This window comes from Salinibacter ruber DSM 13855, assembly GCF_000013045.1.
In the GTDB taxonomy this organism is placed as follows: Bacteria; Bacteroidota; Rhodothermia; order Rhodothermales; family Salinibacteraceae; genus Salinibacter; species Salinibacter ruber.
Genome location: NC_007677.1, coordinates 2439066 through 2454862 on the forward strand (window position 1 = coordinate 2439066; position 15797 = coordinate 2454862).

Sequence of the window (15797 nt, forward strand, 5' to 3'; positions counted from 1 at the left end):
ACAGTCGCCGCGTAGGGCTGGACGGATCCACGATGCCAGCCGAAGAAGCAATTTTGTCAAGCCCTTGTATCTCACTATTCCCCCCTCGGTTTCGACACATCCACGCCCGCTGAAACCCGTTTTTCATTAAAACCTGCCGGCGGACTCGGAAATGCCCCGGTGCATCATTTATGTAGATTTCCCGTGTTGGCATCCGGTTCGTCAACGGCCGCTCCGCGTCCGCGGCCGGTTCCGCACTTTCGTCCGTTCTCACGCTTTTCCCTCTCCTCCGGTGTCCGACCCGTCTCCGTCATCCTCCGACGCGTCTCCCCCCGACGCCCTGGTCATCATCCCCACCTACAACGAGGCCGATAACATTGGCCCGGTAATCGACCAGGTGCTGGAGCAGTCGCCCCCTCTTTCTGTCCTCGTCGTGGACGACAACTCGACCGACGGGACCGCCGACCTCGTGCGGTCGAAGAAGACGGACGCGCTCGACCGGGTTCACCTGATCGAGCGAAGCGGCAAGCTGGGCCTGGGCACCGCCTACCTCCGCGGCTTCCGGTACGCCCTGGCGCAGGACTACACCTACATCTGCGAGATGGACGCCGACCGCTCCCACGACCCCAACGACCTGCCGCGCCTCATCGCGCCGGTGCGGGAGGGGGAGGTGGCCCTCGCCATCGGGTCGCGCTACGTGGAGGGAGTGCGCGTGATCAACTGGCCGCTTTCCCGCCTCGTCCTCTCCTACGGGGCCGGCGTCTACACCCGCGCCATCACCCGCCTGCCCCTCCTGGACGTGACCGCCGGCTTCAAGTGCTTCCACCGGCGCGTGCTGGAGACCCTGCCGCTCGACCGCGTCAACTCCGACGGCTACGCCTTTCAGGTCGAGATGCACTACCGCACCTGGCGGGCGGGCTTTCCGTTCACGGAGGTGCCGGTCGTCTTCACGGAGCGGACCGAAGGGGAGTCGAAGATGCGACGCGAAATCGTGGTGGAGGCGGCCCTGAAGGTGTGGGAGCTTCGGCTCCAAGACCTCCTCGGGCGGCTGTAGTCCGCGGCCGCCGGGGCCCACGCTTCTCGTCGTCTTTTCGGTTTTCTAATGAAGGGAGTCGCCGCCGCGTGTTACCTTGGCCGGTACCAGTGCGCCTGCCACTCCTGCCTGTTCATCCTTTCTCTCCCAACAACTCGACCCAACCATGAGCCCCTCCGGCGAACGCATCACAGTCGACGACGGCACCCTCCACGTCCCCGATACCCCCATCATCCCCTACATCGAGGGCGACGGCGTGGGGGCCGACATCTGGGCCGCGGCCCGTCCGGTGTTCGATGCCGCCGTGGAGACGGCCTACGACGGCGAGCGCGCCATCGAATGGACGGAAGTGCTGGCCGGCGAGAAGGCCAAGGAGCACACCGGCGACCTCCTCCCCGAGAACACGGTGGAAACCATCCGCGAGCACCGCGTCGCCATCAAGGGCCCCCTCACGACCCCCGTCGGCGCCGGCTTCCGGTCGCTGAACGTCGCCCTGCGCCAGAAGCTGGACCTCTACGCCAACGTCCGTCCCACCTACTACATCGACGGCGTGCCCTCGCCGATGAAAAATCCGGAGCAGATGGACATGGTCACGTTCCGGGAAAACACCGAGGACGTGTACGCCGGCATCGAGTGGGAGGCCGGGACCGAGGGCGCGGAGCAGGTCCGGGCGTTCGTCGAGGACCAGATGGGCTTCGACGACACCATCCACGACGGGCCGGTGGGCATCGGGATCAAGCCGATCACCGAGTTTGGGACCAAGCGGCTCGTCCGCGAGGCCATCGACTACGCCCTGGAGTCCGACGGCCACCAGTTTGTCACCCTCGTCCACAAGGGCAACATCATGAAGTTCACCGAAGGCGCCTTCCGCGACTGGGGCTACGAGGTCGCCCGCGAGGAGTACGGCGACGCGGTGATCACCGAGGACACCCTCTGGGAGGAGCGCGACGGCGATCCGCCCGAAGACGCGGTCGTGGTGAACGACCGGATCGCCGACAACATGCTGCAGCAGGTGCAGACACGGACCGACCAGTACGACGTGCTGGCGATGCCGAACCTGAACGGCGACTACCTGTCGGACGCCTGCGGGGCCCAGATCGGCGGCCTCGGCGTGGCGCCGGGCGCCAACTTCGGCGACGCCGCCTGCCTGGCCGAGCCCGTTCACGGCTCCGCGAACAAGTACGCCGGCCAGGACAAGGTCAACCCGTCGGCGCTCATTCTGTCGGGCCGCCTCATGTTCGAGTACATGGGCTGGGACGAGGCCTCCGCGGTCATCCTCGAGAGCCTGGCGGAGACGATCCAGCAGAAGCGCGTGACGTACGACTTCGAGCGCAACCTGGAGGACGCCGAGCTGCTCAAGTGCAGCGAGTTCGGGCAGGCCGTGGTGGAAAACATGAGATAACTGTTCCGGACGACCGGCTCCCCCCCTCAGCGAAAGAGCGGCATCGTGGCGGCCCCACGGTGCCGTTTTTCTGTTTGCCCCGTTCTTTTGATACACTGCATTCGCTCATGGCCTTCTCGCTCTCTCGCCTCGTACCCCGCCTTGCCGAGCGCCTGGGCGGCCCGCTGCCGGGCCACGAGGCGCACCTCCGCATGGCGCCCCAAAATCCGAGCCGGCGGGCCGACCTCTCGGTGGAGGCGCGGGACTGTCGGGACGCCGGGGTGCTCCTGCTCCTGCACCCGGACGAGGCGGATCCGTCTGTGGTGCTGACCGTCCGGCGCGACCACCTTCCCGACCATGCCGGCCAGATTTCGTTTCCGGGAGGGCGACGGGAACGCGGCGAGTCGCTCTCGGACACGGCCCTGCGGGAGGCGGAGGAAGAGATCAACCTGCCCCCGGCGTCCGTGGACGTGCTCGGCGCCCTGACGCCGCTCTTCATCCCGCCCTCCAATTTTTGCGTGCATCCCTTCGTGGGCCACACGCCCTCCCCCGCGTCCCTCCGCCCCACCGACGCGGAGGTCGGACGGATTCTGCAGGTTCCCCTCGCGCGTCTCTTGGATCCGGCCGCCCGCACGACCGAGACGCGCCCCCTCAACGGGAGGGACGTGGACGTGCCGTACTACGACGTGGCCGGCCATACTGTCTGGGGGGCCACCGCCATGATGCTGGCCGAGTTCCTGGCCGTGGTGCGGGACGCGACGGCGTCGGCCGAATAACCCCCGCCCCTATTCGGTGCCGTCGGGATTCGATGCCGCTTCCGCCCCCACGAGCGAGCGCCAGCCCACCCGTCCCCACCGCTCCGGGGCGTAGCGCTGGATCCACCGCCGGTCGACCCAGTGCTTGAGTCGGAGGGACCACGTGCGGGCCGTCCACAGGGGACCCGCCGTCCAGATGGCGCGGCGCGTTCCGGTAGAGAGCAGCAGCGGCGCGACCGGGTACGGGCGAAAGACCGTCAGGTCCGACGCGGCCGGGGCCGAGCCGTCCCCCGCGAGTCGACGTACAGTGGTGTCGAGGTTTGCCCGGAGGTCCGGCCCCTGCTTCACGGCGTGCACGCCCACCTTGTCCAGGTCCAACTCCGGAATGGTTCCGCAATCGCCGGCGGCGAAGATGCGGGGATGGGTGGGGGTGCGCAGGCGCCGGGTTACGTGCAGGAAGCCCCGCCCATCGGTCGAAAGCCCGCTTTCACGGAGCAGCGGCGGAGCGACGGCCCCGGTGCTCCAGAGCACCGCGTCGGGATGGATCGTGTCGTGTTCGCCCGAGTCCGTTCGCATGTCTACCTGAGCGCGACCTTCATCGGATCCGTGCACCTCGTCGACGGTCGTCGCCGTCCGGATGGTCGCGCCTCGTTCCCGGAGCAGCCGGGCCGCGTAGGCGCGCATGCCCTCCGGAAACCCCGGCAGGATCTTCCCCGACTGCTCCACAATCGTCAGCGAGAGGTCCGCCGCCCGGCCGGCCCCGGCGAACCGGCCCGTGATGTTGAGGGCCACCTCCACCCCAGCCGCCCCGCCCCCTACGATCGTCAGGCCGAGCGTCTCCGTCGGGGCATCGAGCACCTGCTTCAGATGGGGACGGAGGGCACGGACGCGGTAGATCGGCTTCGTGCCCACCGCGGCGTCGGGCAGGGCCGGATTCACCCCCCCGACATCGATCGCCAACACGTCGTAGGGGATGGTGTCCCCCTCGGCCGTCGTGACCATGCGGGCCTCCGGATCGAGGGCCGTGGCCCGGTCCGCCACGTGCGTGGCCCCCGCCTCACGGGCCAGCCTCCGCAGGTCCACGCGGATGTCGTCAACCGCGTACACCCCGCCCAGGTGCTCCGGCACCATGCCCGAGTAGTAGAGCCAGCGTTGGGGATCAACGAGGGTTACCTTGACCCCCGCGTCGGTCCATTCCCGGGCATGGGCGAGGCTGGGAAGCATGGCGTGTCCCCCTCCGACGAGGACGAGATGCAACGGATCAGACATCGGACTGCGATCCATCAAGAGCGTAAGGCGGCGAAAGCCCCCACGAGGTTAGGGACAATTGTGGCGTACAAAACCTCCATCAGTTGCGCTGCTCGTGTCGCGTCGAGAGGCCCATGGGGAGGTACACAGGGCACGTTCCGACGAAGCTCGTGAGGAGAAACGCCACGGCCCCGACGCCCAGGACGAGCGCCGTGGTGCCGCCGAGGGTGCCCGTGGCGTACAGCACGCCAACCACGAAGGCGGCGACGGTGCGAAGGATTCGGTCGAGGGATCCCATGTTTTGGGTCATAAGGGGGTATGAGTTCGGAATGGACGCAGCGAGCGCCGTACCGTACTGGCGGCGGCATTGTGAGTGATTGATCACTCACAACTGACACCGGTGCCAATGTGAGAGGTTCCGGTAGGGATGCACGATCCGCCCGACACGACAGAATCGCCCCTCTTATTTGAACTCCTCACGAACCGTTGAACCTGTGCGAGTAGGCAGCATAGAGTGGTTGTGAGTGATCACTCACTCATTCCTCCCTCTATTTGGGGCTTTCTCTCCCACTCGCCTACGCCCATGACCAAGCGAGACGACATTTGCGAGGCCGCCCTCACTCTCTTCGCCGAGAACGGCATCGAGGCCACAACGACCCGCGAAATTGCGGAGCACGCCGGGGCCGCCGAGGGGACGCTCTACCGCCATTTCGACGGCAAGGCCGACCTCGCCCAGTGGCTCTACCGGCGCTGCCTGAATCAACTCCGCGACACCCTTACGGATGCCGACGAGGCGACATCCACCCCGACCGATCGGTTGGAGGCCCTCGTACGCGGCGTGTTTGACTTTTACGCCTCGAGGCCCGCCTCGTGCACCTACCTGCTCTCGGCCCGGGAATCGGGCGCCGTGGGCGCGAGTGAGAGCGACGCGCCGCCCTCCCCAGTCCACCTGTTTGCGAGCGTGCTCGACGAGGGCACGCGGCAGGGCGTCTTTCGGGAAACCTCATCCCCCCTCGTCGCCGGATGGATTCTCGCGATGGTTCAGCGTACCGTTCTCTTTTTGAAGACCGAGGCCCTCTCTTTGAGCACGCAGGACGCGATCGACCAGACGGTCGACGCGGCCCGCCGCCTGGCGATGCCCTCTCCGCGCTGAGACGCGAAGGCGCCGCGACCGTTTCTCCACTACGAACCCGACCCCCCACATGTATTTTCCAGTTGTGAGCGAACGATCACTCACGTCCGGCCCGCGAATCGGAGGTGCGCTGTGGATACTGATGTTCGGCATCATTGCGCTTCTTCCCGTTCGGGGGGCGGCGCAGCCGGCCGCGGTCGTCGATGACGACACGTCCGCCACGTTATCCCTGTCGCTGGACGAGACGCTGGCCCGGGCCCAGGAGGAGAGCTTTCCGGCCCGGTCGGCGGAGGCGACGCGGCGGGCGGCAACGGCCCGCAAGCGGCAGTCGCTCGGCGTCTTCCTCCCCCGGATCACCGCCCGTGAGCAGGGGCTGTTCACCACCGATCCCGTCAATGCCTTCGGCAGCAAGCTGCGGCAGGAGCGCTTTGCGCAGCAGGACCTTCAGTTGGGGGCCCTCAACACGCCGGATCGGGTGGACCAGTACGGCACGCAGTTGGAGATCGAGCAACCGATTTTGAACCTGGACGGCATCTTTGAGCGGCGCGCAGCGTCCGACGCGGCCCGCGCCGCCGGCCACAAGGCCGAGCGCACGGAGGCCATCGTCGCGTTCCGGGCCAAGAAGGGCTACTACGGACTGCTGCTGGCCGAACGGCGGGTGGGCGTGATCGACTCGGCCCTCGCCGCCGCCCGTGCCACTCGCGACCAGGCGCAGGCCCTCTTCGAGGAGGGCATCATCAACCGGGCCGACCGGCTGGCGGCCGCGGTGCGCGTCTCAGAACTGGAAAGCCGGCGCAGCGAGGCGGTCGCTCGACGCGACAACGCCGCCGATCAGCTGCGGGTGCTCATCGGACTGGAGGATGACGTGCGCATCGAGCCCACCGACTCACTGACGCGCGAATCCGCCCTGGTGGGCGACGTCTCCCTCGACGCCGTCAACCAGCGACGCTCCGACATGCAGGCCCTGCGCGCCCGGGCCGAGGCGGCCCGGCAGAAGACCCGGTCCCGGTGGCTCGCGTTCGTGCCCACCCTCAACGCCCGCGGCACCACGGGCTGGTACGACGACACGCCCTTCGGCACGAACGGGCAGAGCTGGACGGCCGGCGTCTCGCTGTCGTGGAGCCTGTTCGAAGGCTATCAGCAGATCGGACGGGCCCAGGAGGCCGAGGCGCAGCAGCAGCGCGCCGAGATTGCCTTAGAGCAACAGGCCCTCGAAAACGACGTCGAGATCACGTCCGCGCGACGCGACCTGCGGGCCGCGCAGGAACGCATCGACCAGGCCCGGACGGCCGTGGCCCAGGCGGAAGAGAGCCTGCGCATTCGGTCCGACCGCTACGCCGAAGGCATGGCCCGCACCACGGATCTGCTTCAGGCCGAGGCCACCCTCGCCGAACGGCGCCTCGCCTACCTCCGGGCCCTCTACCAGCACAACATCACGGTCTACCGCCTCGAGCTGCTTACGGAGCAGTCGATGACCCGATAATCCATCTTGCCTCTCGTTCCCATGGCTTCTTTCACCGCCTCCCTCCCGCCCATGACCGCACGTGGCTCCCTTATCCTTCCGCTCGTTCTCGGTCTGCTCCTCTCCGCCTGTGGCGGGGACGCCCCCACGCCCCCCGCGGATGAGAGGGATCCGGTTGCCGTCGAGACCGCGACCGCGGCGACGACGACCGCCCCCCAGGCCAGACGCTACACCGGCACCATTCAGGGCACGCGCCGGGTCCCCCTCTCCACCAAAATGATGGGCACCATCACGCGCCTCTCGGTCGAGGAGGGCGACCGTGTACAGAAGGGGGAGACGCTCGTCCGCATCCGCAGCCAGAACGTGGAGGCCCAGCGCGAGCAGGTGCAGGCCCGCCTGCGGGAGGCCCGCGCCGCCCGCGACAACGCCGAGACCCAGTTCGAGCGGATACGGGCGCTCCGCGAGAAAGACAGCGCCACGGAGCAGGAGTTCGACAACGCGCAGACCGCCTACGAGCGGGCCCAGGCGCAGGTAGAGGCCCTCGAAAGCCGCCTGGCGGAGACCGAGGACATGCTCACCTACGCCACGCTGGAGGCGCCCATCGACGGCTACGTGGTCGAGAAGCAGTCCGAGCAAGGCGCCCTGGCCGCCCCGGGCCGACCGCTGCTCACCGTCGAGACGCTCGACGACCTGAAGGCCGTGGTGCAGGTGCCGGCGGAGGACGTGAATCAGTTCGCGGTGGGCGACAGCACGACCGTCACGATCGGAGCGGCCGCCAACGTGCACAAGCAGGGCGTGGTCACGCAGGTGAACCCGTCCGGCAACGCTGTGAGCCGGCAGTTCACCGTGCAGGTGCGCCTGCCCCGCACGGCCCCGGACGACCGGGAGGCCGCCACCGCCCTCAAGTCCGGGATGTACGCTGAGGTCCGCCACCAGACCGGGACTCATTCGACGCTGACGGTCCCGCGGGCCGCCCTCATCGAGCACGGCCAGCTGACGGGCCTCTACGCCGTACGCGATGGCCATGCGCTGCTGCGCTGGGTACGGACCGGTTCGCAGCGCGGGAACCGCATCGAGGTGCTCTCGGGCCTGCGTCCGGGCGAGACCTACGTGACTGACGCGACGCCCCGCATCGCAAACGGGCAGCCCATCCAGGCCGAGTAGCCCCGTCTCTCCCTCCCGTCGCTCCACGCACCAGTCGTTTCGTTCCATGGCTACGACCTCCGGCATCGCGGGCCGCATCGCCCGCACCTTCATCAACAGCAAGCTCACCCCCCTCCTGATGGCGGCCTTTCTCGGCATCGGGCTCTACAGCGCCTGGGTAACGCCGAAGGAGGAGGACCCCCAGATCGAGGTCCCGATGATGGACATCGCCGTGCAGTACCCGGGCGCCACGCCGCAGGAGGTGAAGAGCCGCGTCGCGGAGCCGATCGAACGGCTGGCCTCGAATATCGACGGCGTCGAGTACGTCTACTCGACGGCGATGCCGGGCCGGGCGATGGTGTCGGTCCGCTACTACGTCGGCGAGGACCCGTCGACCAGCACCGTGAAGCTCTACGAGGAGCTGCTGAAGAACATGGACGAGATGCCCCCGGGGGCGAGCCGGCCCCTCATCAAGAGCCGGGAGGTGGACGACGTGCCCATCCTGACGCTCACCCTCCACAGTGAGACGACGGGCGACTACGAGCTGCGCCGGATCGGGGAGGAGATGGCCGCCGACCTCAAGACGACCGACGGCGTGGCGGAGGTAAACGTGCACGGCGGCCGTCCCCGGCAGGTGCGCGTGGCGCTTCAGCCCAACCAGCTGGCCGCCCACGGGCTGGACCCGCCGTCCGTCGCCGAACAGCTCCGGGCCGCCAACCAGGAGACCGACGCCGGGGCCTTTCAGCGAATGGACGAGTCCTACCTCGTGGAGACCGGCGGCTTCCTCACCTCGGTCGACGACGTGAAGACCCTCGTCGTGGGCATGCACCAGGGCAGTCCGGTCTACCTGAAGCAGGTGGCCGAGGTCACCGACGGGCCCGCCGAGCCGAAGAACTACGTGTCCTTTTCCTACGGGGCGGGCACGCCGCGGCCCGACAGCCTGGCGCCGGGCGGCACGCGATCGGCCGTTACGGTGGCCGTCGCCAAGCGGAACGGCCGCGACGCCATGACGATCGCCGAGCACTCGCTCGACAAGCTGGAGACACTGGAGCAGACCCTCGTGCCGGAGGGCGTGACCGTGAGCACGACGCGCAACTACGGCGAGACGGCCTCGGAGAAGACCAACGAGCTCATGCTCCACCTGCTCGCGGCCATCCTCGCCGTGACGTTCGTTGTGAGCCTCGCCATGGGCTGGCGCGGCGGCCTCGTGGTCTTTCTATCCGTGCCCATCAGCTTTGCGCTTACCCTCTTCGTCTACTACTTCTTCGGCTACACGCTGAACCGGATTACCCTCTTTGCACTCATCTTCGTAACGGGGATCGTGGTCGACGACTCCATCATCGTGGCCGAAAACATCGAGCGCCACTTTAAGATGGGGCGCCTGCCGAAGCTGCAGTCGGCCCTCGCCGCGGTCGACGAGGTGGGCAACCCCACCATCCTCGCCACGCTGACGGTCATCGCCGCCGTCCTGCCGATGGCCTTCGTGTCCGGCCTCATGGGGCCGTACATGAGCCCGATGCCGATCGGGGCCTCGGTGGCCATGACGTTCTCGCTCGTGGTGGCGCTCGTGATTGCGCCCTACCTGGCCTTTCGACTGATTCCCTCGCACGAAGACCTCACCGGCGAGGAAGGCGGCGGGGACGACGACAATGAAGAGAACGACTCCGAGTACGAGCTCGAAGAGACGGCGGTCTACCGCGCGTACGCCGCCACCATCGAGCCGCTGCTCGACAGCGCCTGGAAGCGGTGGGCCTTCCTCGGGGGCACGACCCTTCTGCTGCTCGGCTCGGTGTCCCTCTTCTACTTTCGGGCCGTGACGGTGAAGATGCTGCCCTTCGACGACAAAAACGAATTCCAGGTCGTGGTGGACATGCCGGAGGGCACGCCGCTGGAGCGCACGAACGCCGTGCTGCACGAGATGGCCGCCGACCTCACCGACCGCCCCGTCGTGACCGACGTGCAGACGTACGCCGGGGACGCCGCGCCGGTCAACCTGAACGGGCTCGTGCGCCACTACGACCTGCGCTCGGCCCCGCACCAGGGCGACCTGCAGGTGAACCTGCGTGCGGCCGAGCACCGCACCCGCCAGAGCCACGCCATCGCCAAGGACCTGCGCGGCCCGCTCCAAGAGATTGGGGAGAAATACGACGCCGCCGTCAAGGTCGCCGAGGTCCCGCCCGGCCCGCCCGTGCGCGCTACGCTCGTGGCCGAGATTTACGGGCCGGACAGGGCAACCCAGCGCGCCCTGGCCGACAGCGTCCGGCAGGCCTTCGAGGCCACCGAGGGCGTGGTGGACGTGGACTGGGGCGTGGAGGCCGACCAGACGAAGTACACCTTCACGGTCGACAAGGAGAAGGCCATGCGCGTCGGCGTGCCCACCGCCCGCGTCACCCAAACCATGAAGATGGCGCTGGACGGTCGGGAGGTGACGACCCTGCACGATCCCGACGAGCGCGATCCGGTGGGCGTGCAGCTTCGCCTCGGTGAGGAGCGCCGGGCGAGCCTCGCGGACCTGCAGAACGTACCGGTCCAGTCGCCGGCCGGCCCGACCGTGCCGATGGCCGACCTCGTCGAGGTGGAGGAGACGACGCGCGACAAGCACATTAGCCGCAAAAACCAGCGGCGCGTCATTTACGTGACGGGCAACGTAGCCGGGGCCATCGAGAGCCCGGTCTACGCCATGCTCGACATGCAGGAGCGCCTGGACGCCATCGAGGCGCCGCCGGGCTACTCCTTCGACCAGCTGTACACCGGCCCCCCCGAGGCCCGAAGCAACTACGCGCTGAAGTGGGACGGGGAGTGGCGCGTCACCTACAAGGTGTTCCGCGACCTGGGCATCGCCTTCGCCATCGTGCTGCTGCTGATCTACATCCTCATCGTGGGGTGGTTTCAGGACCTCACCGTGCCCCTGGTGATGATGATCGCCATTCCACTGTCGCTCATCGGCATCGTGCTGGGGCACTGGCTCCTGGGGGCGTTCTTTACCGCCACCTCCATGATCGGCTTCATCGCCCTCGCGGGCATCATGGTGCGCAACGGGGTCTTGCTGATCGACTTCGTAAACATCAGCCTCGATCAGGGCGCCTCGCTGCGTCAGGCCGTCATCGAGGCCGGGGCCGTGCGGACGCGCCCCATTTTGCTGACGGCCGGCACCGTGGTGATCGGAGCAACCGTCATCCTGTTCGACCCCATCTTCCAGGGCCTGGCCATCTCGCTGATCGGGGGCGCGATCGCCTCCACGGCGCTCACGCTCCTGATCGTGCCGCTCGTCTACTACATGATTGAGTCACGAATCATGAGTCACGAGTCATGACTCAAGGATCGGGGAGCGCGAATCGCGACGGGTGTCTTTTGGAGCGGTTGGGCCTCTCTCGTACCCGTCATTTGCGGGTCGAAGGCGGAGGGCCACTGCAACGGCTGCACCGTAATGCAGTGACGACGGACTCAGCCCTCACGGGTACGACGACCAGGGGCACGACTGGTGAGACCATCGACTTTCCCGGTGATAGAATCCGCAGTGGACAGTACACTCCGACTGGTGCAACCGACCCTCGGCACTCCTGATTGACGGGTTTGATTGACGGGTTCGACAGCATCCAAATACCAAAATGATCCAATGACGCAATCTACCAATGCCATGAAACTCGTCGCCATCATGACCCTCGACGCCTACCGCGACGACGTGCACGCTCTGCTCCGCGACCGCGAGATCGAGGTCTTCAGTGAACTCGACATTGAGGGCCATCATCAGTCGTCCGCGGCGGGAGCGGCGCCCGCCTGGTTCGGCAGCAGCACGCCCCCTGCGGACTCGACCCTCACCTGGGCCTTCCTCGACGACGACCAGGCCGACCACCTGCTCGATGCCATCGCGGACTTCAACGAGCGCCGCGACCTGGAGCGCCCGGTCCGTGGATTCCGAATGGACGTGGACCGGGCCGTCTGACCCCCGCTCGCATTCGCCGTTCTCCCCACCTTCCCCCCCAGTTTCGATGTCCGCCAACGCCCCTACCTCCCCCGACACGTCCGACGCCCCAACGTCCGGCGTCTGCCGCGTGCCCTCGACCGAAGAACAAATCGTCCGCCTGCTGGCCGGCACCGTCTCCCTCACGGGCCTGGCCCTCGGCTTCTTCGTGAGTCCCTGGTGGTACCTGCTCACCGTCTTCGCGGGGCTCAACGTCATCCAGAGTGCCGTCACCGGCTTCTGTCCCCCCGAGATCGTCTATCGCTGGATCAACCAGTAGCGAGGCGCCGCCCGGAATGCCCCCGGCGCTACTCGTGCGGATGGGCGCCCCGGACGAGGTGCCAGTGGTGGCGCTGATGATGCTGCCCGTAGGCCAGCAGGCCGATGTAGCCGAGTCCGCGAATTTTGTCGACCTCCCGCGGATTCGGGGTCGTAACGCGCAGCACGTAGGCGTCGCCGTCCTCAGTGACCGTCATCGTCCAGCCCGTCTCCTGGCGCAGCATGTGCGGGTGCGCGTCGAGCACCCGGTCGAGCGATGCACGGGCCGCCTCCTGCGTGGGCCGTACACGAAGACGGACGCCCCCATCGATGGGCGTCTGTGCCTCCACGGCCACGTCCATCGCCACGCGCTCCATGTCGAGCAGATGCTGGCGCAGGGCCGCCATGTCGACCCGGGACCAGTCCGTCGTTGAATCGGCTTCGAGCCGCCGGACCGCCTCCTGTACCGTCCCGAAGACAGACTGTCCTGAGGCCTGGAGTACGGGCGAGGGGGACGACATTGCGCCTCCCGAACCATGATGCCGTCCCTGGTCGTGCTGCTGTGCCGAGGCGACCGGCCCAAAGAGAACCGGTCCGGCGACAAGAACGAGCACGGACATGCAGAACCGGAATGAAGATGCGGTCATACGGGATATCGGGTCCATTGGTACAGAGAGTCTACGAGGTGGACGGCCGGCACCACACGAGACGAACCGTCGCCGCGGGGCCCCGGTGCATGCCCTCGTCGAGGGTCGGCTCGGCCGCTTCGAGATGGTCGATGCCCGCCTCGGCGAAGTGCCCGCGGAGCTCGTCGGCGGTGACCATCATGGCAGGATCGGGCGGGCCGCCGCTCGTGTAGCCGTCCGTGCGCTGCTCCGGGCGAAACCACTCCGCCACGAGGCGCCCCCCGGGCCGCAAACAGCGCTGAACGAGGCGGTACAGGCCCGGTCGCTCGTCGGCGGGAAGGTGGAGAAACGTGACGACGACCGCGTCCCACGCCCGGGCGGGCTTCCACTCGCGCACATCGGCCTGGATCGCCTCGACCTCCACCCCGGCCTCCGTCGCGAGGCGTTCCGTCTTGCGGAGCCCCTCCACGGCGTAGTCGACCGCGGTGACCGTATGGCCCTCCCGGGCCAGGTGCACGGCGTTGCGCCCCTCGCCCGCCCCGAGCAGGAGAACCTCACCGGCCTCCGGCAGCCACGTCCGGGCGGCGCTCGCGACGAAGCGGTTGGGGGCCTCGCCGTACACGTACTCCTCGTTGGCAAAGCGGTCGTTCCAGAACGCAGCGGGCTTGGGCATGGCGGCCATTGACGGTTCGAATGCCGGCGGGACGGTGCGAGAAAAGACTACTTCTGGCTCAACGGCCTCGTCACCGCCCCAAAGTTAATGCGATCGGCGTCCTGGGCCATCACACGGAGGCGCGTGGCGCCGCCCTCCGGCACGGAGACCGTGCCCCTGTACTCGTTGGTGGTGCCGGCGAACGCGAGCGGCGCCTCGGCCACGACGGCCCCGTCCCGAAGCAGCTGCGCGCGGATCGTGTACCTGTTCGCGTCCCACATCCCTCCCGGCTCCGTGGGGCACCCACAGAGCATGCGCACCCGGGCCCGAACCGACAACTCCGCCCCCGGTTGGGGCCCTGTCGACGAGGGCTTTAGCACCTCCACGATGAAGCCGTGCAGGGTGAGCGTGATGCCGTCGCCCGTGACGTCCTCCCCCGGCACGAGAAGCACCGTTTTCGAAGCCGTCTGTGTCGCCTGCGGATAGTCGAGCGGCCCCTCAGCGGTGACGCGGACGCGGGTCGGCTCGGTCAGGTCGAGGGTCGTTTCGTACTGGGCCGCGCCGGGCACGTCGTAAGTGGTCGCGCCCCGCTCGCGGGGCTGCCGCATGATCTTGTCGGTGCTGCCCGAGTCCCCCGTCTGGCGGCCCTCGGCGAGCACCTCTCCGGTGCGGGCGTGTTCGATCGTGATGCGGGCCCCGCCCACCGGGTCTTGAATGAGCTTGGCGTCGTTGGAAACGGCCCGGACCACCACCGTGGTCGGCACGGCGTCCTGCGCGACCGCCTTCGGGGCGAGCAGCAGCACAAGGGGAACGATGGCAATCCACCGAAGACGATGCATGGGCGGGGAATGGGACGTGGAACGGGGACGAGAAATCGTGGGCCCTCTATATCTGCGACTCGGGGAACCGATCCCACGCCGTCCGCTCCTCCCTGGCTTTGGTGCGTGCTCCCAGAATGCACCACGACCGTGCAGGGGAAACACCCACAACAAACCTGCCCGAAATGTGATAAACTTATAACACGATTTCTTCTTGGCCCTTGTCGAAAGACATGGCAATCAAGCGGGCGCCGACGCCCGACGAGTCGGTGGCCGTAGCCGGCTCGGGAATGGCCCGCGGCGGCCCCGCGGTGCAGGCGTCAATCGGACCCTTCATTCCCTCATTCCCTCTCGTTCTGTTCACAACCCCCCATCCCCCCATGCTTTCCATTCAACGCATTCTTTTTCCGACCGACTTCTCGGACGGGGCGAGGCGCGCCTTTCCCCAGGCCGCCCACCTGGCCGACTGGCACGACGCCGGCCTTCACATCCTGAACGTGACGGGGCGGCACCGCCACGACCACGAGGAGACGACAGCGAATTTTCCCATCGCCACCGACACGCTCACGAAGTGGCTGCGCCGCCCCGAAAAATCGGTGCGTGGCGCCAACTGGCCGGACCTGGAGGCCCTCCCCATCACCCAGGAGCAGGTCGAGTCGGCCGAGCCCGCCGAGCGCATCCTGGCCTACGCCGAGGACGAGGCGATCGACCTGATCGTGATGGGCACCCACGGCCGCCGCGGGGTCGACCGCATGCTGTTCGGCAGCGTCACCGAAGAGGTGGTCCGCAAGGCCCCCTGCCCCACCCTTACGGTCCGGGCCGACGCGGACGTGGCGCCGGACCAGGCCGTCCGCCGCGTGCTCGCCCCGGTCGACTTTTCCGACGCCTCCCGGTCGGCGGTCCGGCACGCGAAAGAGATTGCCCTCACCTACGGGGCGGAGATTGACCTTCTGCACGTCGTGGAGGAGCCGTTTTACCCGCCGGCCTACGGCCTCGGCGAGACGGGCTTTCCCACCGATAAGGTGATCGGAAGCGTGGAAGACGAGCTTGCCGACCTGGCCCGGTCGGAGGTCGGCTACGAGCACGTGATGATCGAGGCCCGCACCGGCGAACCGTCGCGCGAGATTCTCAACTACATCGACGAGAACGAGGTGGACCTCACCGTCATCGCCAGCCACGGGCGCACCGGCCTGGACCGCATGCTGATCGGGAGCGTGGCCGAGCGGGTGGTCCGCCAGTCCCCCACGCCGGTGTTTGTCGCTAAGCCGGACCGCGCGGCGCTCGTGTCGTCGGATGCGGCAGAGGCCGCTTCGGCCCGCGACTAAGGCCGAGCGCGTCCCCTCGCGGGG

Annotated in this window: 16 protein-coding genes; 10 read left to right on the forward strand and 6 right to left on the reverse strand. The window is 67.8% G+C overall.

What is annotated here, in order from left to right; translation table 11 throughout:
* Nucleotides 1-151 precede the first annotated feature (151 nt).
* From SRU_RS10400 to SRU_RS10410, 3 genes are all read left to right on the forward strand, one after another.
* Nucleotides 152-1033, forward strand: coding sequence for a polyprenol monophosphomannose synthase (locus SRU_RS10400; RefSeq protein ID WP_011404707.1), 882 nt, complete (start codon nt 152-154; stop codon nt 1031-1033).
* Nucleotides 1034-1178: 145 nt separating this feature from the next.
* Nucleotides 1179-2414, forward strand: coding sequence for an isocitrate dehydrogenase (NADP(+)) (gene icd, locus SRU_RS10405; protein ID WP_011404708.1), 1236 nt, complete (start codon nt 1179-1181; stop codon nt 2412-2414).
* 107 nt (nt 2415-2521) lie between these two features.
* Complete coding sequence (locus SRU_RS10410) at nt 2522-3169, forward strand: NUDIX hydrolase (RefSeq protein WP_164923609.1); 648 nt, start codon at nt 2522-2524, stop codon at nt 3167-3169.
* 9 nt (nt 3170-3178) lie between these two features.
* On the opposite strand, the gene SRU_RS10415 is transcribed toward SRU_RS10410, so the two are convergent.
* Nucleotides 3179-4417, reverse strand: coding sequence for an NAD(P)/FAD-dependent oxidoreductase (locus tag SRU_RS10415; RefSeq protein ID WP_011404710.1), 1239 nt, complete (start codon nt 4415-4417; stop codon nt 3179-3181).
* 79 nt (nt 4418-4496) lie between these two features.
* Nucleotides 4497-4706, reverse strand: a complete 210-nt coding sequence (locus SRU_RS10420) for a YgaP family membrane protein (RefSeq protein WP_165443450.1) — start codon at nt 4704-4706, stop codon at nt 4497-4499.
* A 273-nt stretch (nt 4707-4979) separates the two neighbouring features.
* On the opposite strand from SRU_RS10420, the gene SRU_RS10425 reads away from it, so the two are divergent.
* The 6 genes from SRU_RS10425 (at nt 4980) to SRU_RS10450 (ending at nt 12374) form a co-directional block, all read left to right on the forward strand.
* Nucleotides 4980-5549 carry a TetR/AcrR family transcriptional regulator gene (locus tag SRU_RS10425; RefSeq protein ID WP_237701712.1) on the forward strand — a complete coding sequence of 190 codons (570 nt, stop codon included), beginning with the start codon at nt 4980-4982 and terminating at the stop codon, nt 5547-5549.
* Between the two features lie 49 nt (nt 5550-5598).
* A complete protein-coding gene (locus SRU_RS10430) occupies nt 5599-7011 on the forward strand; it encodes a TolC family protein (RefSeq protein WP_011404713.1) in 1413 nt (470 codons plus the stop codon).
* Nucleotides 7012-7062: 51 nt separating this feature from the next.
* Nucleotides 7063-8154, forward strand: a complete 1092-nt coding sequence (locus SRU_RS10435; RefSeq protein WP_237701713.1) for an efflux RND transporter periplasmic adaptor subunit — start codon at nt 7063-7065, stop codon at nt 8152-8154.
* Between the two features lie 46 nt (nt 8155-8200).
* Nucleotides 8201-11446, forward strand: a complete 3246-nt coding sequence (locus SRU_RS10440) for an efflux RND transporter permease subunit (RefSeq protein WP_011404715.1) — start codon at nt 8201-8203, stop codon at nt 11444-11446.
* A gap of 303 nt (nt 11447-11749) precedes the next feature.
* Nucleotides 11750-12076, forward strand: a complete 327-nt coding sequence (locus SRU_RS10445; RefSeq protein WP_011404716.1) for a hypothetical protein — start codon at nt 11750-11752, stop codon at nt 12074-12076.
* 46 nt (nt 12077-12122) lie between these two features.
* Nucleotides 12123-12374, forward strand: a complete 252-nt coding sequence (locus SRU_RS10450; protein ID WP_112904341.1) for a YgaP family membrane protein — start codon at nt 12123-12125, stop codon at nt 12372-12374.
* Between the two features lie 28 nt (nt 12375-12402).
* Here the strand turns inward: SRU_RS10450 and SRU_RS10455 are convergent, their stop codons facing one another.
* The 4 genes from SRU_RS10455 to SRU_RS15515 all read right to left on the reverse strand — a co-directional run bounded on the left by SRU_RS10455 (nt 12403) and on the right by SRU_RS15515 (nt 14785).
* Nucleotides 12403-12999, reverse strand: coding sequence for a hypothetical protein (locus tag SRU_RS10455; protein ID WP_237701714.1), 597 nt, complete (start codon nt 12997-12999; stop codon nt 12403-12405).
* Nucleotides 13000-13030: 31 nt separating this feature from the next.
* Nucleotides 13031-13651 carry an SAM-dependent methyltransferase gene (locus tag SRU_RS10460; RefSeq protein ID WP_237701715.1) on the reverse strand — a complete coding sequence of 207 codons (621 nt, stop codon included), beginning with the start codon at nt 13649-13651 and terminating at the stop codon, nt 13031-13033.
* Nucleotides 13652-13698: 47 nt separating this feature from the next.
* Nucleotides 13699-14469: a hypothetical protein gene (locus tag SRU_RS10465; RefSeq protein WP_112904343.1), complete on the reverse strand. Its 771-nt coding sequence runs from the start codon at nt 14467-14469 to the stop codon at nt 13699-13701.
* A gap of 175 nt (nt 14470-14644) precedes the next feature.
* Nucleotides 14645-14785 carry a hypothetical protein gene (locus SRU_RS15515; RefSeq protein ID WP_162891551.1) on the reverse strand — a complete coding sequence of 47 codons (141 nt, stop codon included), beginning with the start codon at nt 14783-14785 and terminating at the stop codon, nt 14645-14647.
* Nucleotides 14786-14828: 43 nt separating this feature from the next.
* Between SRU_RS15515 and SRU_RS10470 the strand changes: the two genes are divergently transcribed.
* The gene (locus tag SRU_RS10470) at nt 14829-15773 is read left to right on the forward strand and encodes a universal stress protein (protein WP_164923611.1); all 945 of its coding nucleotides are present in this window, start codon (nt 14829-14831) and stop codon (nt 15771-15773) included.
* Nucleotides 15774-15797: the final 24 nt, after the last annotated feature.